This is a genomic window from Virgibacillus ainsalahensis (assembly GCF_055380755.1).
In genome coordinates this window covers 1,927,655-1,948,780 of record NZ_AP043943.1, presented here as the reverse complement: position 1 = coordinate 1,948,780, position 21,126 = coordinate 1,927,655, and the positions used below count along the sequence as shown (strand labels likewise).

General features: G+C 39.4%; 24 protein-coding genes. All 24 read left to right on the top strand.

What is annotated here, in order from left to right; genetic code table 11:
* Nucleotides 1–5: 5 nt before the first annotated feature.
* Complete coding sequence (locus ACZ427_RS09460) at nucleotides 6–650, top strand: hypothetical protein (RefSeq protein ID WP_461177633.1); 645 nt, start codon at nucleotides 6–8, stop codon at nucleotides 648–650.
* Nucleotides 651–1,107: 457 nt separating this feature from the next.
* Nucleotides 1,108–1,251 (top strand): hypothetical protein, encoded by a 144-nt coding sequence (locus ACZ427_RS09455; protein WP_461177634.1) that lies wholly within the window; start codon nucleotides 1,108–1,110, stop codon nucleotides 1,249–1,251.
* Nucleotides 1,252–1,308: 57 nt separating this feature from the next.
* Complete coding sequence (locus tag ACZ427_RS09450; RefSeq protein WP_461177635.1) at nucleotides 1,309–1,761, top strand: metal-dependent hydrolase; 453 nt, start codon at nucleotides 1,309–1,311, stop codon at nucleotides 1,759–1,761.
* 57 nt (nucleotides 1,762–1,818) lie between these two features.
* Nucleotides 1,819–2,073: a hypothetical protein gene (locus ACZ427_RS09445; protein WP_461177636.1), complete on the top strand. Its 255-nt coding sequence runs from the start codon at nucleotides 1,819–1,821 to the stop codon at nucleotides 2,071–2,073.
* A 1-nt stretch (nucleotide 2,074) separates the two neighbouring features.
* The gene (locus ACZ427_RS09440) at nucleotides 2,075–3,127 is read left to right on the top strand and encodes a ParM/StbA family protein (protein ID WP_461177637.1); all 1,053 of its coding nucleotides are present in this window, start codon (nucleotides 2,075–2,077) and stop codon (nucleotides 3,125–3,127) included.
* A 3-nt stretch (nucleotides 3,128–3,130) separates the two neighbouring features.
* Nucleotides 3,131–3,505 carry a hypothetical protein gene (locus ACZ427_RS09435; protein WP_461177638.1) on the top strand — a complete coding sequence of 125 codons (375 nt, stop codon included), beginning with the start codon at nucleotides 3,131–3,133 and terminating at the stop codon, nucleotides 3,503–3,505.
* 19 nt (nucleotides 3,506–3,524) lie between these two features.
* The gene (locus ACZ427_RS09430) at nucleotides 3,525–4,232 is read left to right on the top strand and encodes a hypothetical protein (RefSeq protein WP_461177639.1); all 708 of its coding nucleotides are present in this window, start codon (nucleotides 3,525–3,527) and stop codon (nucleotides 4,230–4,232) included.
* Between the two features lie 124 nt (nucleotides 4,233–4,356).
* Complete coding sequence (locus tag ACZ427_RS09425; RefSeq protein ID WP_461177640.1) at nucleotides 4,357–4,578, top strand: hypothetical protein; 222 nt, start codon at nucleotides 4,357–4,359, stop codon at nucleotides 4,576–4,578.
* 33 nt (nucleotides 4,579–4,611) lie between these two features.
* A complete protein-coding gene (locus ACZ427_RS09420; RefSeq protein WP_461177641.1) occupies nucleotides 4,612–5,640 on the top strand; it encodes a conjugal transfer protein in 1,029 nt (342 codons plus the stop codon).
* 34 nt (nucleotides 5,641–5,674) lie between these two features.
* Nucleotides 5,675–5,896, top strand: a complete 222-nt coding sequence (locus tag ACZ427_RS09415; RefSeq protein ID WP_461177642.1) for a TcpD family membrane protein — start codon at nucleotides 5,675–5,677, stop codon at nucleotides 5,894–5,896.
* An 85-nt stretch (nucleotides 5,897–5,981) separates the two neighbouring features.
* A complete protein-coding gene (locus tag ACZ427_RS09410) occupies nucleotides 5,982–6,446 on the top strand; it encodes a TcpE family conjugal transfer membrane protein (RefSeq protein WP_461177643.1) in 465 nt (154 codons plus the stop codon).
* Between the two features lie 20 nt (nucleotides 6,447–6,466).
* Nucleotides 6,467–9,058 carry an ATP-binding protein gene (locus ACZ427_RS09405; RefSeq protein ID WP_461177644.1) on the top strand — a complete coding sequence of 864 codons (2,592 nt, stop codon included), beginning with the start codon at nucleotides 6,467–6,469 and terminating at the stop codon, nucleotides 9,056–9,058.
* A 21-nt stretch (nucleotides 9,059–9,079) separates the two neighbouring features.
* A complete protein-coding gene (locus tag ACZ427_RS09400) occupies nucleotides 9,080–9,709 on the top strand; it encodes a hypothetical protein (protein WP_461177645.1) in 630 nt (209 codons plus the stop codon).
* Nucleotides 9,710–9,784: 75 nt separating this feature from the next.
* Nucleotides 9,785–12,274, top strand: coding sequence for a CD3337/EF1877 family mobilome membrane protein (locus ACZ427_RS09395; RefSeq protein ID WP_461177646.1), 2,490 nt, complete (start codon nucleotides 9,785–9,787; stop codon nucleotides 12,272–12,274).
* A 19-nt stretch (nucleotides 12,275–12,293) separates the two neighbouring features.
* Nucleotides 12,294–12,980 (top strand): hypothetical protein, encoded by a 687-nt coding sequence (locus tag ACZ427_RS09390; RefSeq protein WP_461177647.1) that lies wholly within the window; start codon nucleotides 12,294–12,296, stop codon nucleotides 12,978–12,980.
* 16 nt (nucleotides 12,981–12,996) lie between these two features.
* Complete coding sequence (locus ACZ427_RS09385; RefSeq protein ID WP_461177648.1) at nucleotides 12,997–14,079, top strand: peptidoglycan DD-metalloendopeptidase family protein; 1,083 nt, start codon at nucleotides 12,997–12,999, stop codon at nucleotides 14,077–14,079.
* 272 nt (nucleotides 14,080–14,351) lie between these two features.
* Nucleotides 14,352–15,023: a hypothetical protein gene (locus ACZ427_RS09380; protein WP_461177649.1), complete on the top strand. Its 672-nt coding sequence runs from the start codon at nucleotides 14,352–14,354 to the stop codon at nucleotides 15,021–15,023.
* A gap of 265 nt (nucleotides 15,024–15,288) precedes the next feature.
* A complete protein-coding gene (locus tag ACZ427_RS09375; RefSeq protein ID WP_461177650.1) occupies nucleotides 15,289–16,374 on the top strand; it encodes a replication-relaxation family protein in 1,086 nt (361 codons plus the stop codon).
* 25 nt (nucleotides 16,375–16,399) lie between these two features.
* Nucleotides 16,400–16,624, top strand: coding sequence for a hypothetical protein (locus ACZ427_RS09370; RefSeq protein ID WP_461177651.1), 225 nt, complete (start codon nucleotides 16,400–16,402; stop codon nucleotides 16,622–16,624).
* 123 nt (nucleotides 16,625–16,747) lie between these two features.
* Nucleotides 16,748–17,008 (top strand): hypothetical protein, encoded by a 261-nt coding sequence (locus ACZ427_RS09365; protein WP_461177652.1) that lies wholly within the window; start codon nucleotides 16,748–16,750, stop codon nucleotides 17,006–17,008.
* A 275-nt stretch (nucleotides 17,009–17,283) separates the two neighbouring features.
* Nucleotides 17,284–17,457 carry an aspartyl-phosphate phosphatase Spo0E family protein gene (locus ACZ427_RS09360; protein ID WP_461177653.1) on the top strand — a complete coding sequence of 58 codons (174 nt, stop codon included), beginning with the start codon at nucleotides 17,284–17,286 and terminating at the stop codon, nucleotides 17,455–17,457.
* A gap of 97 nt (nucleotides 17,458–17,554) precedes the next feature.
* Nucleotides 17,555–19,756, top strand: coding sequence for a type IV secretory system conjugative DNA transfer family protein (locus tag ACZ427_RS09355; RefSeq protein WP_464883568.1), 2,202 nt, complete (start codon nucleotides 17,555–17,557; stop codon nucleotides 19,754–19,756).
* 67 nt (nucleotides 19,757–19,823) lie between these two features.
* The gene (locus ACZ427_RS09350; protein WP_461177655.1) at nucleotides 19,824–20,186 is read left to right on the top strand and encodes a hypothetical protein; all 363 of its coding nucleotides are present in this window, start codon (nucleotides 19,824–19,826) and stop codon (nucleotides 20,184–20,186) included.
* Between the two features lie 88 nt (nucleotides 20,187–20,274).
* Nucleotides 20,275–21,120 (top strand): S1 RNA-binding domain-containing protein, encoded by an 846-nt coding sequence (locus ACZ427_RS09345; RefSeq protein ID WP_461177656.1) that lies wholly within the window; start codon nucleotides 20,275–20,277, stop codon nucleotides 21,118–21,120.
* Nucleotides 21,121–21,126: the final 6 nt, after the last annotated feature.

Here is a 21,126-nt window from a genome sequence, read left to right as displayed (position 1 = left end):
CATACATGAGCAACCATGAAGCATTTAAGAAGGCGACGCATCATGCAAAGCGTCGAGATTTACAATCTGATATTGATTTGACTACCATATCCCAAGAAGAAGAGAAGGCGAATGAAAAGGGGTATGGTCTTTTTAAATTGAAACAAAAGAACAATGCCCATTTTTGTCAGGCGATACAAGAAAATTTGGATATGGTTATAAAGAGTAAACATTTAACGAATAGTGAAATTGGATTACTGCTTTCGCTTATGCCATTAGTACAATTGCATTCCAATGCCATTATTGAACGTGAAACAAATGAATTTATGAGCATATCGAAAATTGCCCGGTACTTGGATAGAGAAAGAACAGCAACAAGTAAGATCATTTCAAGGCTATTGCAAAAGGGGATGTTATTTGAATTTGTAAATGTACAGGAAATCAAAGAGCATAAGCGAAGCATTACACAGCGCCCTTTATTTATGAATCCTGAGATTATTTATTCGGGAGATCGAAATCGGATTAATGCGACATTATCCAGATTGGTCATGGAATTTGATCGATTGGAACGAAAAAAAGTGTATTTACCTTGGAAGTTGTGGTTAAAAAATGGCAGCGAATTTGGCAGGCTGTATCGACGTAAAACTTATTTGCAATTCAAGAAAAAATAATAACTGTGGTTTATAACTACACCTGCAATGGCTGATACAACAAGGGTTTAGGGTCTTTGCTTCAATTGACTGTGCAATAAAACCACACCCGAAGCAAAGGGAGACGTATGAATAGGGGGTGTGGTAAAAAAACCACACCTGTGTGGCGAAAATGCCACACCCTTAAACTTCAGGAAAAGCCATGATAGCAAGTTTTATGGCGGTTTATGGTATGGTGTCCTATTCTCACTCTCTCTATATACAACTGTCATAGAGATGGGACGCTCAGATCGCAGGTTTATATGATCTTTTAATCAGATAACAATCGTTTCTCTAAAAAGAGTGGGAAAAAATCTAAAGAAAGTAATTGGGCTGGCTGCCATTGCTATACCTATAGAAATGTTTCTTTCGTTACAGATAGTATGCTGCGGATGAGTCGTTTTCTACCAATCTACCAATTGTACGAGGAGGTGAGAATATGAGTGAAAAAAGATATGTAGATGTAAAAGAATTAGAGCGATTTTTGTGGTTCCTACTGAGTAAGTCCGACTCAATCTATGAAAAAGAAACGGAACAAGCTGTTAGGTGGTTTATAGCAGAAATAGGGAGGGAGAAAAAATGATTGTTATGACTTTGAAATAAAAATCATCGACCAATATAAGCATAGGGAGTTATCTTAATGGAATGGACCACACATTGCTTATCAGGGATGGTTGCAGGCTATGTGATAACAGGTGGCGACTGGAGAGCAGCACTGGTTGGTGGCATAGCTGGAGTCATTCCGGATTTGGATGAGCATAAATCAAAATTTGGGAAGATTCTTTTTCCGATTTCTTTTATGATTAATAAAACATTTGGACATCGAACAATCACGCATTCTCTGCTATTTGTATTACTGGCAGGGATTCTTTTATATCCTTTTACAGAATGGTGGGTATGGTTAGCAGCCAGCACCGGGATATTATCACACATCACAGGTGACATGCTAACTGGAAAGGTGAGATTTTTCTATCCAGCCAAAAAAGCAGTTGGTATTACTGCCAGCCCAGTGATGTTTAAAGTCATTGATAGATTAACTGCTGTTGTTTTGTTGGTCTATATTGGTGTAGAAATGATTAATGTATTCACTTAATTCTTAAACTCTAGGCACTGCTGAGAGTATTTTAATAGAAAGCGGGGTCTTATTGTTATGACCAAATTACCTTTACCTGCTTATTGTTTCGCAAATCATCCCGTAACAGGTGAAGTAGTCAAGATAGAAAGAGGAAAGCATGGATATATTGAAACGGACTGTGGCACCAGTGCGGGAGAAAAAAACATTTCAATTAATGTAATGCCACAACAAGCCGAAGCGATGATGAAAGGAAGTATGTATGGGTGGTATTCCCCAGGCGCTGACCCAAATGTATATCAAAATGTTATGAAACGAAGGGAGGAAGGTTGATATGGAATCAGTTGCTGTTGATTTAGGATATGGATTTGTTAAAGCAGTGTCTTCATCTGGAGAGCGAGTTGTTTTTCCGTCACTAGTCGGGAAAGGTTATGATCGAAGTATTACCAGTGTGCTTGGAGACACACCAAATGACGCTAAAAATATTCATGTGCAGTATCAAGGGGAAGAATATTTTGTAGGAGAGTTGGCAAAAGAAGCACGGTCGGCGTCTCGTATATTTGAACGGAAACGGTTCAGTCACGAATATACAAAAATCCTGTTAAATATCGCTATTCAGATGGTGACCAACGATGATATCGTGCACGTCTCTACGGGACTTCCACTAGATTTCTATCAATCACAGGCTAAGGAGTTCAGACAATCGATTTTAGGGATGCAGTCCGTTACAGAATGGAAAACCGGCCCGCTTGCCGGGAAAGAAAAAAGAATTAATATTAACCAGGCGATGGTGTTTCCGCAGGGGGCTTCAGCTATTTTTTCTGCATTAATGAATCACGAAGAAAAATATGTTTATCCTCATTTGATGGAGGAAGGAAATTTGATTGCGCTGATTGATATTGGATTCCGGACAACTGACTTTGTGGTCGTGGAAATGCAGGAGAACGGAGCATTCGTTCCAAAAGCAAAGTTGTCTGGAACAGTGGATGAAGGGGTTATCAATCTTCATCGAGATATTCGACAGGTATTTAAGACAAAGGCAGGCGGTGCGGATTTAAATGAGTTTAATATCAGCAGGGTTTTGAAAAATGAATTTCTAACGTATAAAGGAAAACGCATTGATTTTTCATTAGATATCCAAAATAGTAAACAGTCGATAGCAACAAATATTGCAGACCGACTAAAAGGGGTTTGGGCAGAAGAAAGTGACTTATTTGATGCCATCTTCCTTGCAGGTGGAGGCGGTCAACTATTTGAAACATTGATTCAGCCCCACTTTGATTATCGGTTGGAAACCATCACGGAAAATCAGTTTGCTAATGCGATTGGTTACTTACGATTAGGCAAGACCCTATCAAACCAACAGCTAGCCAAAAAGATGGGATAAACGATGACGACAGATTGGAAAAAGCGATATAGTTTTCGTCTTACTGAAGAAGATGCACACATTTCTACCTATCTGGAAAGCTTGCCCAAGAACCGGCGTAGTGAAGCTATTCGACAACTATTAGGGATTGCTGTTAGGTATATGAACGTCGAACAAAACCAACAAAAGGCATTTCAGGACCTTATGAACGAATTAAAGTATATGCAAGATAAACAAGCACAGCAGTTTGAGACATTAAGAGGTCAATTGGAGAAAGGAGGCACTTTTCAATCTGAAGAGCAGGTGGAGAAAGAACAAACAAGTGATATGAGTGACCAGGCTATAAATGATACAGCCAATGCTTTCCTTTCTTCTTTTGGAATGAGTTTTGATGACTGATAAATAGGGAGGTATTTGTTTGAGCATTCCAACGAAGGTAAAATTAAATCGGATATGGATGAAGAGGCTGATGAACAAACTGAATGCCATGGAAACATTGGATATTCAGCAAACACATCAGCTTTTATTATTGCGAGAAGATTTGATTCGAAAAGGAGATCCATACATTGCAGACTGTCGTCATAGACTGAATACGTGGAGAGAAATGTTCAATACAAACAAACTTAATCATTACCGATACGCCTGGACTTTTCATACCTTTTTGCGAATAGCACTTTATATTTTTGTGGGATGCTTCCTTTTAGGTATGGTTTTGTCCCTTATAGAAACGGACCGGATACTATCAACTATTGGTCCGTTAAAAGTCTTCGCTACATTAATAGCTGCGTTCAGTTGGAGTACGATTTTGATGACGTTGCTTGGTATTTATAATTTTTGTCGGATACGTTATAACCAAAGACTTATCCGACAAACGAAAGTGAAACAACAAAAAGATTTTATCAAACAGATGAGAAATACCATGGATGAAATTCAACAAAAATTAGTAGAAGATTCTATCGTGCCAAGGGACCTGTTAACAATATCAGCGGTAAAACAAATGACTACAGTGATGGAATGGGAAAGTTTCAAGGGAAAGAAAACCCAAATTGAAATCATTAAATGGTATCTCCGAAAAGAAGAAAAGAAAGAGGCACGCGTTGCAGGAAAAACATCAATGCAAAAATAAATGTCTCGAAGAAGCTCTGTCTGAAATAGACAGGGTATTTTTATTGCTTGAAAGGGGGGATGCGGCATACGAAATTGAGAAAGTATTAGATAAAAAACTATAGGAGGGAAGGAGGGAGAGTGACTTGATTCGCTTTTTTCTTGTAGTGATATTAGGGATCTTTTTATTCCTTATTGTTGGTAGCCTGGTATTGGAAGAATTTCCAGCAGTGCAACCATTGTGGGACGAATTTAAAGAGCAAATTGCAAAGTTATATAACATGTCGATTGTCCGCTATGGAGCGGTTACGACATTTATCATTATCATCGCTCTTGTCGTAGTATTTGGCACTAATAAGCGGATTTAACGCCATGTTGTGGTGGAAAGGAGGGATTGAAAGATGAACAAGGTTCAGAAAAAGAAAAAGAAGCTTCAAAACCATTCGGCAAAAGGTGGTTTGTTAGAAAGTCTAAAAAAGTTCCTTGCTGCTAAACCAAACAAGGAAAAACCGAAGCGTCCGAAAACATATGTCATGAGAAAGGCGGGAGCCATTACGTTCTGGTTCCTTTTTTCTTTTATGTTTTTAGTGGTGGTTGCAAACATTACTTCTAATTCAAACTCGGCACAATCCAATCAAGAGAAGGATCCAGAAATAAACATCAACCCAGCCACAAAGCCAGAGGCGATTCAATTTGCCAAAGAATTTGTGGGTAACTATTTTACGTGGGAATCGGACAAGAAAGGTTGGAAGAGTCGTCAAGAAAGGCTGTCCAAGTATTTAGCCAATGGATTGGATGAACAAGCAGGACTGGTCACCGAAGGACTGGAATGGAACTCTACTGTTCAGGAGGTTCATCTTCGCCAAGTGGAAGAAGTCACGAATCAAAAAGCACATATTATCTTTGAAGTCGGTACAGAAATGCAAAAAGAGAAAGAGACAAAAACAACAAATAAATATTTTGCAGTCCCTGTCGTAAATAACGGGAGTTCATATGGTGTTTATGAGATGCCATTCATTACCCATGTCATAGAAGAAACAAATGTAGAGGTTAACGAGGATCAATACCAAACAACGTTGACCGCTGTCAAAGATAACTCTGAAGTGGAAAACATTGAGGTTTTTCTGGAGACCTTCTTCACTAGTTATGTGGAGGACTCGGAAGACCAGCTCAGTTATATCTTGACCGATAAAGAACATCAAAACGGGTTACATGGTGCTTTGAACTTTGTAAAAGTAAACAATGCAGAAGTATATGAGGGAAGGCAGGATAATCAGTTTATTGTCATTACGGAAGCTACCTTTGAGGAACCGGAAATGAAAACTGCATTCCGGGCGGTTTATAAACTGATCGTAGAGAAGAGGGAAGATCATTACGTCGTCTCCAAACTGAACGCAGAGCAGGAGATAGAAGAGATGGCCAATGAGTAAATGACCCAACAAATCGGAAAGGAGATGATGCGTGGTGTCACTAGAATCATTATTCAACTGGTTCACAGGCGAATTAGAATATGTATTGTTTTTCGTCATCTTGGTATTGCTACTTATGGCCGTGGCCAAACGGGCATGGATTTTTGCAGTAGGTGTACTGATCGCTGGTGCTTTTATCGGCATTTTTGTATTAAATCCTTCCTCAATCTTAGCATTGTCCGAGTGGTTTAGCGATAAATTAAACATCGGAGGTTGATAAAAAATGTTGTACCAATAGGGAGGATAGCTCATGTTCCTCTCTTGCTGGTACAAGAATATTGAATTGAGAGAAGGGGATGAAAATGAGGGACGGAGAAGACAAACGTATTCCATTGTATGTCATTAATAACTTTATAAAGTTTGATCGTAAGCTATATCAGTTTTTTGGGATGAAATTAGGGAGACCCATTCCATTCAAAGGTGTATTATATTTTTTAGCTTTTGTCGTCATAGAATTGGTTTGGTATTTCACTCCCATTCTAGGGAAATTGATCCATTGGATTCCACCGGGAATATTATTTGTTTTGCCGATCACTTTCGCATGGCTATTAACAGATGTTGGCACAGAAAATCGTTCACCGATTGCCTTTTTCCGTTCATTTCTGTTTTATCACGTAAGAAAAATAAAACGCATCACATATATTCGGGGAAAAACTATACCGAAGGAAAAGACGCATACTTTTCATACGCACTATTCATGTCGTATCAAAAGAAGCACATTCAAACCAAAATCACATCGATACGGGGGATTTGTGACGTATAGATAGAAGGAGGAAGGAGATTACAGATGGCAACCAGTATATTAGAATTTCCAATTAAGCATGTAGAGGATAATCTCGTTTTTGCTCATGATACAACCGTTTGGGCATATTATCGGATTGAAGGATTCGGCTATGACTTTTTGGATTTCGATGATAAAATAAAACCATTCCAACAACAATTGGGATTTTTAGCCAATAATGGTCATGACCTGCACTTTATTATTGATCCAACACCAATGAATGTCAGCGGTATCATGAACCAGACAAAACAGGAAATGGATCGGTTGGAATACCCGTTAAAACGAAATGGTTTCCACTTCATGCAGCAAGTGGAAAGGGAACTGAACCAACAGCGTACGAAGAATGAGTCGGGAGAATATATCCATTATTTAGGTGTCCAATTGGACCCAGGCAAAAACAAAATTCAATCCATGAACCTTGGGAATGCTGCCATTTATCAGTTGAAAAACTTTTTAGAAGGATTACGTTCGCCCGTTTATCGTGCAGTAGGGTTAGACCCTTATGATATTCCAATAGAGGTTATTCAGGCTTATCAAGAACAGGCAGAAAGCTTAATTGTAAACATGATAAACGGATTTTCATCCATGGTGAAACCGGCTACCACATCTGAAATTATTTATTTAGCTGAAAAAACGTATTCCGTCTCTACAACCAATCAGGATATACAACATCGTAAAGGTTTTGAATCCGGCGAAAGGGTAGAGGGAATAGATTCAAAAAAACAGGCACATGAAGCTGTACGGCCGAAGGAAAAAGCATTTATAGATTTACAGAATGCGAACATTGAAGAAATTGGTCCGAAGACATTGTTATCAAGTAAAATCATCGATAATGAAATAGAAGAACTATATACCCAATATGTGATATGCAGTGATATGGATGATATGAGTTTGCATCCTGGCTTTGAATGGCTGTATCATGTTCAGGCCCGAATGCCTTTTCCGATTGGTGTTTCGATAAGAGCGAACTACCAATCTAACTCATTTATACGGAAGAAATTAAGTAATGCTCGACTGGAATTTAAAGACCAAAGGCACGAGGCAGCCAAGGGAGAGGAAACGGTTGATTTAAGTGTTAATGAATCGGAACAAGGTGCCGTTCAGATGGAAAATTACTTTAAACAGACAGGGCAACCTGGATATAATTGTTCCTTTGTGTTTAGAGTAAATGCCAAAGATAAGAAAACGCTAAATTCTCGTGTAGAACAACTGACCAATGAATTATCCCGATTTGGTTTATCCGTCCTTCCTCCATATGGAGAACAACTTAATTTGATGATGGAAACCATACCTGGATCGACTGCTTTTAACACCGACTATCAAATGCATGTTTCACCGAATATTTTAGCAGGGATGATGTTTGGGGCAACTACCAATATTGGGGATAATCGAGGTTTTTATATTGGATATACCAAACAATTTCAAAAACCGGTATTCATTAAACCAGACCTTGCAGCAAAAGCATATGAGAATTTAAATAACGTATTTGACTCGATTTCGGTGCTTGTGGCAGGGATGACGGGGAAAGGAAAATCTTTCTTCATGAACTTATTTGTCTATCTGGCAAGCTTAACAGGCTCGCAAGGGTTAATTATTGATCCGAAGGGAGACCGCAAAGGATGGAAGAACGGATTACCTTATATTCCAGATGAGTATATTTCGATCTGGGAAATGGGCACAGACGAAAGGGATGCCGGTTCATTGGATCCATTTCGAACAAGCACGAATATTGAAGAGGGAAAAGACATTTGTATGGATATCTTATCCCATTTGGTTAATGTGAATATTGATGATGATGCGTATGCAGTTTTAAGTGAGGCAATCGAAACAGTAGCCAAGCAGGAAGATCCTTGTATCGGTGCAGTGATTACGCATTTACAAAACATTTATGAGGATCAAAAAGACAATATGACAACCGTTCGTTATGCTTCCGTGGAAAAGTTAAAGAGTACACTGGAAACGTTGCGGCGAAATCAGTTAGCCAAATTACTTTTTGGAGAAGTTGGACAGAAATATAAGGTATTAAAAACGGGTGTGCCGATTCAGGTATTAATGGTTCAGAACTTAAACCTGCCAGATAATACAACAAAGAAACTACGTCCCCAGCATAAAATCTCTGAAGCTATCATGATTTCATTAACCGCATTTACGAAACAATATATGTTTAATCAGGATCGCATGCAGCATAAGTTTATCTTGCAGGATGAGGCCAGTTCAATTGAACGAAGTGTCATTGGTTCAGAATTAATGGACTTTATTGTACGGATGGGGCGCTATTACAACACAACATTAATCAAAGGATCACAAAATGCTTCTGACCACGGCAAAGAAGTAGCAAATATGGGGATGAAATTCAGCTTTGGATTACGTAAAACTGAAGAAGCACAGGAAATGTTAAATTACTTTAATCTACCGCAGACTGATGAAAATATTGATACATTAAAAAATTTAGGGCGTGGAGATGCTTTGTTCCAGGATATATTTGGACGTTCAGCAGTTATCCATGTTAATCCGGTATTTAAAGATCTGGTAGATGCTTTTGACTCATCAACAGCAACGGAAGATGAACGAGTAAGGGAGTTGATGCAAACTTCCTAATCCGACGAAGGGGTGAATACGATGAATAAGAAAATGCTGGGATTACTGATGTTAGTGGTGAGCTTATTATTGGTTGTGGGATGCTCTTCAGACAGCGGTGCAAGCCCAGATGAAGAAGAAAAATCAGAGCATGCGGATGTATTTGAAGAAACCGATAAATTAGCACTTGAATTCTATCAGGCAGGTTTTGAATTAAATATTCCTAAAGCGCATTCCATGTTATCACCGGCTGGACAGGAAAAACTCGAAGATGAGCCATATGTAACTGGAATTGCAAAAGAGGATGGTAGTGATCTTCATGCGAGTGAACTGGTCGATCCACAAGACTATGAAAAATATAAAGAAAAAGGCTCCGAAGAATTCAAGGACTTTGACCAACTGAAGGATGGATATGAAATTCGTCGATATGATTATGTCTACAGTGATGAGTCAAAGGAAATTATTTATTATGTCAAACCTTGGAGGGGATATGAGTTTGAGGATGGTGATTCTAATTTTATTAGTTTGAAGCAAAATGAAGGCGGGGAATGGAAAGTGAAACAATTTATAGACCGTATACCAGAGCCTGTGACTAATAAAAATTCTGGAACGGTCATCCATCCATACGAAGAAAATAAAGGAGAAAACGAAGACGAATATGGGTTTGAATAAAACTAAATAAGAAAGGAGGTAACAGCTTAAAATAATCCCTTTTATAAAAGGGGTTATTTTTTATGCTCAATTATTATGAGACCAATCCTGAAACGGGTTATAAAAATTGTGTTGATGCTATGGATAATGATTGGATTGGGTTTTACTCAACCAGTTCTTGCAGAAGATGAGCAAGAGGAAGAGAATGCAGAGGAACAACTAGGGAATTTTAAGGAAGATGGTAAGTCCTATTATCATTTGGATGCAGTTCCTAAAGATTTAAATGAAGAAGAAAATTTTATGGACAATATAACCGGTAATCTATGGTTTCTTGATTCCAATGAAATCACGCAAAAGATGAATGAAATGTTCAACTATCTTGCTAATATCGCCTTTGACTTGAACATTCTTATGACCAATTTCATGATTTTCTCTCTGGATTTTGCGTATGATTTTAATTTCATCAATACGATTATTGAAAAGCTCGAAGAGATTATGTTTGAAATATCAGGTATAACGAGTAATGGGAATTTCTCTGGATCCGGTATATTCGGAAATCTAGCTATATTTGCAGCCGTGTTTGCAGTAATTTATGCAGCGTTCCTTATGATTTGGAAAAGATCTATGTTTGCATCACTTGGAACCATTTTGCAAACGGTTATTGCTTTAGCAATAGCAATATTGTTATTTACCAATTATGCTACATTCTTGACTGGCTTGAATCAAATAACAACCCAAGCAAGTTCATTAGTATTAGCTGGTGATTCACAGGAAGCCAATACCGATAGTGGAGCACAACCGATCCATTCCGATACGCCCACTAATCTGGATGAAAATAGTTTAAAAGATGGAATGAAGGATAATATATGGGCTTTGTTTGTAGACCGTCCCTATATGTATATGATGTATGGCGAAACCGATTTGAGTAACTTAGCTGAAAGTGAAGCAAAGGCGGTTGATAGAGTAAATCAAATTTTGAAAGAACAGCCAAATTCTGAAGCAAGATATGCAGCGATTTCTGAAGAATTAACTTCTTATCAAAATGATTATGTACTCTATGACAATATCAAAAAACGATTATCTTTTACACCGATGTACCTAACGATAAATGGGATTGTATCCTTTCCCATTTATTTTTTAACCTTAGCATTATTGATATTCCAGTTTTGGTTTATGCTGATTGCTATTTTTGCTCCATTCGCCCTTTTATTTGGTGCGATTCCAGGACAGTTTAATGCCATTAAGAGGTATTTTATTGAACTAGGTTTACCTTTAATTCTCAAAATCGTTGTTTCCTTTACAGCTTTAGTCATTTTTGCCATATCAGATTTATTATATGAAGCTGACTTTATAGCAGTGGATAATAATAATCCGTTCGTTGCTTATATTCCAGCGGCATTAATACATTTTGTGTTGTTTATGCTTATTTTCCTTTTACGTAAACGAATCAGCAATATCTTTTCCGCAGGTTCGAAGGGGGTACAAGAATTACGAGATGCGATGGGAGGATTTATGGACGCACTGAAAAAAGGTGTACAAGGAACAAGTACTGCTGCTGGAGCATTGATTGGTGCAGCAGCTACTGGTGGCGCAGGGACCATGGCCGGTGCAGGTATCGGTAGTTCACTTGGAAAAGCAGCAACCGGAGAAGGCAGTGCCAGCGAAGTTGCCAAAAGTGGAATGCATGCACATCGTTCGACACAATTGGCTACTTTGCGTAAAGCACCATCCGAAAGCATACCTGAAAGTCAAAAAGTAAACCATTTATCGGACGAGGGAGCAGAAAATATTGGTTCTTTCATAGATGAAAGAAATATTGATACGCATAGTGCTGACAACATTATGGATGCTTTCGATCAAAATAGTGTGGAGCATGCATCATTGGAAGATTTAAATGAAGCGCATGATCATGTATCTCAGCAGGCAGAAAAAAACGGAAAGTTAAAGGGAGACTATTCTATGCTGTTAGCGAACCATGTTAAACAGCAACAGGAAGATAGAGAGTTACAAAGACAGCATCAAGGTTTACGTCGAATACAAGCTAACGAGCAACAAATGACTGAAAAAGGTAATCGAAATATTCAGTCGCGTCATTTGCCTGAATCCAGTGAATGGGTGGATGATACTCCAGATATGTATACAGATAATAAACAGTATGATATCCCACCCAAACCAATAAATCCAGATCAAAGCGTTGTTCTAAATGATGAGTCGTATATTGCTAGTAATTGGGTGGAAGATACACCAAATTTTTCTGAGAATGAAATGCCGGCAATTTCCATGCAAGATACCGAAAGCCTAGAAGGAGAAGCATTAAGGCGGTCAACATCAGATAACCAACGTAATGTAACACTTAGCGGAAACGTGCCTAGAAATGATCTTCCTCAAGGTAATTCTATACACTCAGATAAGGTGGAGCCGGCCACTAAGGGTTCAGCCACGAACGAGGAGCCAACAGAGAATAATAGGTTTCAGGAACAACAAGTAAAGAATGAAGAAAAGGCCGATTTAATTTCATTGGAAAAATCAATACCACCAAATCAATATAGTAATGAAAATAATGATGGATATCCAACGCTCGATTAAGGTATGGAGGTGAAGGAGAGTGAATGATAAAACGAAAAATATTATTGTTTATTGCGTGATGACAATCGTCATTGCGCTATTTATTTATGCCATTTTTGTTGGTCATCGATCAGAACATGAAAAAAGTTTGGAGTTGGAAAAATCAAATCAGTCAACACAAAAGAAGCAAACTCAAGAGGTGCGTGATTACAACTCCAATAATCAACAAACTCAAGGAACGCAGGAAGAAAATAGCGAGATGATTAAAGAACACCATGAGGACATGGATATAGATTTGCCCGATGCGGATACATTGGAAGAACCGAGAGGATTTTATGAGAATCATTTTCCAGCTGATAGTATTGCAGATTCTCGACAAGCAGCCCAAACCTTTACTGAAAATTATTATGCATTTCGTGGTGATGAACCAACGGAACATATAGAACAGGCTAAGCCCTATATGACTACGGAACTGTACCAGGAATTAAGTAAAGAAACACCAAGGCCTACAGCAGCAGTTTATCGAAAAGAGGTAGAGGAACTGAATGTTTATGAACCTTATGAACCTAGTGAGGAACAATTCATCTGGAAAGTTCGAGTAAAAGGAAAGGTCTATGACAGCAGTGGGGATGTAACTGCGGAAGAAAATGTAGATTATACACTTAAAATAAAGCAAACGAAAGGGACATTCAAAGTGGAGAATTACATGCTGAATGTTCCGTACTAGTTCGGGGTAAAAAACGATGGGAAATATGATCAAATTAATCATCGGTTTGTTCATTGGTCTTATGGCGCTAGGGGCAATTGCTGTTGCAAGTGTTTTTGTGCTCTTTTTGGTTGTCATCGGATTTGAATTGGGAGAGGAAGAAGAAATATTATATACAAACACTCCCTCCCAAATTGCAGAAGAAGAAATCCCGGATCAATTTATACCGATTTATAAAGATGCCGGAGAAAAATATGGAATACCTTGGTTGTTGCTGGCTTCGGTTCACCGGGTGGAGACAGTATTTTCATCCATAGAAATGGTATCGTCGGCCGGAGCAGAAGGTCATATGCAGTTTATGCCTTGTAGCTGGTTGGGGTGGAATTATCCCATATGCGAAGGGCTTGGAGGAATGGCCATACCTGAAGAGATTAAAACTGATCCAGAAAAGATTAAGCAATACGGGGGATTCGGTGTAGATGCCAATGACAATGGTAAAGCAAGTCCGTGGGAAGAAGAGGACGCTATTCATGCGGCAGCCAATCACCTTGCACCTTATATTGATGGAAATAACGGACTGCGAGATGCTTTGTTAGCTTATAATCATGCCAGTTGGTATGCAGATGATGTGATGCATTACTATCAGCTATACAATGATGGATATAAAGCTAAAGAGGTAGGAAGCGTGGAAATTCATGGTGATAAAGCATGGATGGTTCCACATACCAAAAACCTCACCTCGGAATATGGATACAGAACGATAAATGGAGAAAGAGATTTTCATGGAGGGATTGATGTAGCAGGTGGAAATGATCGTGGGCAACCCATTGTCGCTTTTAGGGATGGAAAAGTTATTGTTTCTCAAGCTAACATTGGCGGTTTTGGAAACCTGGTAGTTATTCAACATGGTGAAGATATGCTAACGTATTACGCTCACTTGATAGAAAAAGGAGTTCCTGTTGGCACTGAAGTAAAAGCTGGACAGGTCATTGGCAAAATGGGCACTACAGGAAATTCTACTGGGGTGCACTTACACTTTGAGATTCATGTGAAAGAAAATGGCAGTTTTCAACGTATCAATCCCATGTCTTATATAGAAGAATTTCTAAGTTATAACTAAAAAGCATAAGGTCTGACAATAAAAGGGGGTGGAACCGTTGCTGTAACAGGATTTTGTATTTGGAACGTCGGACGTTGGGAATAAAAAGTGTCAGACGTGATTTAATGGGTTGAACAACTGGTAAATCAAGGTTTACCAACTAGAGCGTCTGACGTTCTATAGAAGACAAATCTATAATTCCAAAAACGTCGGACGTTGAGAGAGATAAATATTGATGTATCGCTGTCTAAAGGACGAAATAACGTCTGACAAATCGAGAAGGAGGCATAACATTGTTGAAATCACACTACGTGGAATTACTGAAAAGTGTAGAAATGTTTAAAGAAGAAACCATGCGGCGATTATATGAGCTTGAGCCGGAGGGTAGAGAAGATGCTGTTTCAAGCAATCCTTTGGCAAGAACTACGCCTCACTATGTAAATGGTTATCCTGTTTTCCAATTCTCGTATGACGGGATGCTGCCTTTGTACAAAGAGAATGATAGAGACTATGCATCGTTCGTTCGAAACTATTATCATCGCATTACGTTTGAATCTTATAACTACGCCGGGATTGAAATGCAGTTTAATCAGGCGGTACTCGTCATTCAGCATTATTTCCAAGATAATATTATTCGGGATTTGGATAATAGGAATCGGAAGTATATTATTGACGCCATCCGGTATACGCGACTTGTGAAGGATGATAATTGGAAAGAGTTATCTATTTTGGAAGAAGGCTTACCCGATAAGCAAAATCATATTCAAGTTTACTTGTTGGCAGAAGAAAACCGGCTGAACTTCCTATCGTATCTCAAAAGCAATCAACATCGCCTGAAACAAATACCCGAAGTGGGAAAACGAAGGAAGGTTGAATATGAACATAAGCAACATTCGTTACTGGAAACCCAAGAACATTCGTTTCTAAACGACGAGAAGCCATTTCCAGAATTATGGGATAAGTAATCGAATGTTATACATGTATGAGACGTTGATTCTTTATGTATAACATTCAATTTTTTTAATTTCCCCAATATTATATGTGAAGTTCAAATGATGTTGTACATGAAATATCTCTTTTAAAACATTGGAGGAAACGCCAATTTGCCATTATGGACCGAATGGTGTAAATCAAGTTATTTTCGAGTAGTTTTGTTGAGTCAGTACGGAGGTCACGTAGAAATGGCGAAACGAAACAGCCTCCACACGAACATGAAAGGCAGGTGAAAAAATGGCAAAAACCATAAAAAAGCAGATGATCAAACGGCTCCAACCATTGGATATTAGCATACTGAAAAATCTATATCATTACCGGGCACTAAGCACTGAACAGATTAGTGAATTCCATGACATGAGCATGGGATACACGTACCGAAAGTTAAACATCCTGCGGAACACAGGTTATATCAGGTCCAAGCCGATACGAGGCTACATTAAAGGCCAAAGCAGGCAAGGAAATTACCATCGCATCAGCGAGAGCGGCATCGCCTGCTTGCGAAAGCAGGGCTATCCGCTGGAGCGTAAAGCCGATGACTTACGGGTGCGCCGATTCCACCTGCCGTTTCTGCTGTCCACCAACAACATTCTCGTCAAGCTGGAACAGGCCGGATGGACGGTGCAGGATAGCCGGGACGTGAAGAAACAATTCAATTTGAATCGTTCCAACAATGTGCAGGGAATGATCACAAGCCCAACTGGTATTGTTTTTGCAATTTACACCTTTTTGCACAGCACATCGGCCAAGAATCTGGAGAAAATCATAAGGGAAATTGATCAGCACCGTTCTGATGTAATAACCGAATCAGGACAACGCTATTTTGATGCCTATGCGTTTTTCGCCAAGGGCAAAGAGAGCTTTAACCAAGTCGTGAATCGTTTAATGGATAGCCGGGCGATAAGGGAGTGTCACAGCCTAAAGATATTCCCACAAACGTTCGGAATCAATTACCTTCTGGCTTTCCAGGGGGATGAACAACAACTGATGAAAGCATTAGAAAACCAATATCACAATGTCCTAAGCTTTCATCCATCCTTTAAAACACGTATTAAAAGCAGAGGACATCCAGATGGTCTCAGCCAAATTGTACAGTATCGTGGAGAGGAAATGTACTTTGTCAATTTGCTGGATACTGACGTCGTGAAAATCACAAATATCCTGCAATACCGGAAAGACAGATATGAACGAATCGGACGTAAGGTACTGGTACTAACACACCCGGGTTTACGCCATAAGCACGCTGAACTTCTTCAACACGTCCATCACGCGGAATTCCTGGAAGTAGGCGCCACCTTTATGGAGCAAGCGCTGGTTCAATAAAATGAATGAAATGGAGGATTAACCTATGATAGCAGAAGAAAGAAATCCTTATCCAACGTACGAGATAATTGGGGAGTTGAAAGAAATTACGAGACTAACCAATTCAGAACAATCCTTAAATAATGAACTGGAAACATTTCAGCCGAAGATACAGAAACGAATACTACAAGTGATGAAAGCCTTAATGGCCGATGAGATGGCTTATGTTTTGTCAGTTGAGAATATGAAGCGATATAGGAAAAATTATTAAGCGGAGTATTGACCAATAAAGCAGGAAAGAGCTTCGCCAATGAAGAAGCATAAGTAAGACTAACTCATACTTTGTAGATTCAATACGACTAAACGATGTAAATAGTAAGAAGGGTGGAGCAAAATGATTTATCTATATATAACAGCTACTTTCCTGCTAATCTCTACGATTTTGAAAATTATCCAAACGAGATATAGATTTAGTGTAGACTTTAATCTCTGGATATTCGGTTCGTTACTTACAATAAGCCTTATTCTGGGCAGTGTTGGTATTGGCTTTGAATTTGAGTACAGTGTGAATTTCATCGCATATGGACGTGTCCTCTGTTTTGGTTCCGTGTTCAGTGTGTTAACGTCTTATTTTTGGGAAAAGAGAAAGCAATAAATAGATAAGATTTTAAAACGCCATGGAGAATGCTGAAACTTTGTAACCAGTATCATTTATTCTAAAGGCGTTATTTTTCCTGCGAATAGACCTATACGAAGCTGCTTTTAACTAGCTTAATAGGTTAAATCGGTTTTTTATTTTCGTAACAATATGACTTCTTTTGTCGAAACTATTGCATCAAATATACAATGTTCTCATAATGAATTTCGTTGGTCTGACAAACGAAAGACCTAAAAAAGCATTTAGATACCGTGTGAAGGAGAAGAGAACAGATGAAACAAGTAATAGAACCAACAGAATCAGATTTGCCTGTAGCTATCGTAGTGAAAAAGCAGGAAATGATTCAGCTAGGCTTGAAGTATGGCTTGGCGGGTTATGAAACGATAAAATGCAGTCAACAATTGGATGACCTTCTAAACAAGTTTGCAAATGGAGAACTCCATTAATCAACAGGAATCACAACATATATGGTTTTTCATTAGCGCCGTGGTTATACGGTGTTATTTTTATGCACAATTTTATAAGAGAGGTGATTACATGCTTATGACAGTATCCATCCTTGGCTTTATATTAGCCACATCCGGATACTTTCTTATGTTTCAGGAAATCGTCATCCCAGCCCCACTGTACCCCCTAAGTGCAGCAGGGGTTATTTTATTGCTCTATCTTATTAATAGATGGGGGAAAAAGGCGGTCACAAGTGGTATAAATCGTCTCGTTGCTCTAACCATCACGCTTTTGATCGTCCTGTCCATTGGGAGTCTTGCTTTTGAGTACTGGCAGTGGGAACAGATGGTGACGCGGGAATTCATGATGAAAACGGCCCTTCTTCTATTTGGGGTGTTTGGCATCTACGTAAACATCATGTATATGCGGGCAGAGGCAGCCTATCGCAAAAAGAGAGGAAATCAACGGATTAAGGAACAACCGGAAGAGGGATATACAGAATACAAAAAAGACCTTAAGCAATCGAAACACAAAAAAAGTAGTGAAATTGTTACCGTGTTGGGGAACTCTTTGGAGCATAGTGATGTACCAATCATATGGAAAGGCAAAGACATGTTCACCCACATGCTCGTGGTCGGAGCAACTCGTTCCGGTAAAACAGCATCCGTTCTGGAACCAATGATCTATCAACTATTAATGCAAAAGAAGCAGGGCAAGAAACTCGGCTTATCCGTAGTCGAACCAAAAGGGGAATTTGCGGAGAAAGTAAAAAAATTCTGTGATGAAATGGATATTCCCTATATTTACATTGATCCAACCAGCCCAGACACCGATAAGTTCAACCCCATGGAAGGGAATGTGGAAGATGTGGTGGAAGGAACCGTTATTGTCTTACGTGGCTTATTCGGGAAACAGGACGCGTTCTTTGCCAATGTGCAGGAACTTGCAGCCCGTAATGTGACACGCTTGCTCAAGGAATTAAAAGGCGATGAAGTGGACCTGATGGAAGTACTGGAAACGTTGAGAGATTTAGACTTACTGCATCAGCGAACCAGTGAATTGCGTATACGAGATGGGGATTCGGATCTCGTCCAGTCTATTGAAAATGAACTGCTCGGCAGCATGGCGGAAAAATACAAGCAGTTTGTCATCGGCTTACGGGCACAGCTCGAAAACATCACCAGTAATGAACTGTTAAAGAACATCATGTCCGGTAAAAGCGACCTGGAAGTCGATGAACACTTATCCAATGACGGGGTGCTTATCGTTAATACAGCACTTGGGACATTGAAAAAAGCCGGGGATGCGTTTGGGCAGTTTTTAATTATGCATTTACAAAACGGAACTTTTCGCAGACCAGGTACAGAGGATACACGCTCGCCGCATTTCATGTTCATTGATGAGTATAAACGCTACATCAACCCGCAAGTGGAAATCTTTCTATCACTTGCAGCCAGTTACAAAGTATCTGGGATTCTGGCCTCTCAATCACTCGGGCAACTGGAAGTGGAAGCAGGGGATATCAGTCCACGTGCGATGAAACAAGCGATCATGACCAATTGCCGGAACAAATTATGCTTTAACGGAATTGGCTTTCAGGATGCACAGGAATTTGCGGATGAATTCGGGAAAGACAAAATCATGTTACGGCAGCCCACTTACAAACATCGAATCTTTATGCCAAACCTGTTTCCGGACTCGTATCGGGATACGGAGTCGGAAGAATATCGTTTTGATCCAACCGATATCATGGATAACCTACCGAAATACAGTTTCATTCACAAAGTCATGTATGAAGCAGCCATGCAGAAACCTGCCTTGGCAAGAGGCAATCTCGTACCAGCTGATTGGCAAGAAAAGAAAGAGTGGGAAGACAAACGCCTCTCACTGAAGTTAAATAATCTCGTGAGAAAAACTGGGGCTGGGACCGTCCGGCAAATGAAACGCATTTCTAATAACAGTAGAAAATCGAAAGCGAAATATCACAAGCCAGCAAAAGACATTTCAACAAGTCATGAATTAAATGTGGAAACCAGAGCAGCAACAATGGAAACAAAAGCTGTTTCAAATGATGCAGCAAACAATACAAATGAAGAATCAATGAAGCCAGAGCAAGCAAAAGACATTTTAAAAGAAACAAAATACCCTGTTCTTAACTCAGACGGTGAAGTGGAATCCGTACCAACCAGCCAAACAGAATTACAACAAGAAAAAGATCCAACACAGGAAGAATATCAACCAAATAAGAAAACGGATACGGTAAAACCAAAAATATCCGGCGATGGCTTTTGGGATTAAAAAACGCTCCAATATAGGAGGGGTTTTTTTAATATAAATTTACACTCATACGAAAGGGGAAATCAAAATGGGAAAATATCCATTCAGCCATGCTAATGGGAGTTTAATTTACCAAGAGGAAACCTATCATTTTCGATATAAGGGAGTGTCTGCAGCCGAAATTAGTCTATTCCATGTTCCAGGAGAACAATATCATTTTCAATGCCATATTCATGAAGATAACATTCACTGGGATAACTTGTCGCAGGAAGTACGCACGTTTAACAGCAGCAACAAGGAGTTGTTTCAGAAATTTGGTGCTCCACCATCTGATATAGGTCTCTTCAAGACAAAAGAAGAAGCCTTGCAAAATGCCATTACGATTATTGAAAAGATACTGGAAAGGTATGAGAACGACATGCTAAAGGAAATCGGGGGCAATAAACAATAAAAAGAAATAATGAAAAGCTATTTTCGGTAATAGTTGAAATGGAATGAAGACAAAAGAAAACGAAAAATATAAAAAGGAGCGATGAACAATGGCAGAAGAATTGAACGAGAATGTGATGATTGAAGGGTTTGACGCAGCCAAAATGGTCGACCAGGAACAGGATAATTCGATAGAAAATTGGATGAAAATTTACGGGGCGTATCAGAATAGCAAAATTCTATACGCCCCTATTTCCGGGATAGAAAAAGTGGGACCAGACGGGGAAGAAAAGAAAGCTTGTGCAGTCGTCCGTGTGGGATCCATTCGTGGCCTTATTCCTTTGGAATTCACAGGTGCGGAAAATCTCCGGCAGCTGCGTTCCATGACGGGACAAGATATTGCCTTTATGGTACTGAATTACGATCAGGAAAATGAATTGTTTACTGCCTCTCGAACAAAAGCAATGGAAAAAATGGCTGATATTACCCTACGAAAAATTGAGGAAGGGTACATCATCCCGGCAGTCATCCGACATGTGGGCGATGACTATATGCTAGGGGACATTGGCGGTATTCAAGTATTTCTCCCGATAGCTGAAATTCGCTATGGGTGGATTGATGATTTGCATGAGGAATTTAAAGAAGGTAATGCGCTCAAAGTAAAAGTCATGACAATCAATAAAGAAAAACAAGAGGTACAAGTCAGCGCCAAAGCCCTGCAGCAAAATCCGTGGCCGGATTGCATCAAACGTTACCAGAAAAATGGCGAATATGTAGGAATCGTATCCGGCGTACGAGAATATGGCGTCTTTGTCCGTTTGGAAGCAGGCGTGGATTCTCTTTCCAGCCACTTAAAATTCCAGAATGTCCAAAAAGATGACCGGGTGTTGGTACGCGTTGATAACATCAATACGGAAAAGGAACAGATTCGGACACGTATCACCCGTGTTTTGTAAGGAGGG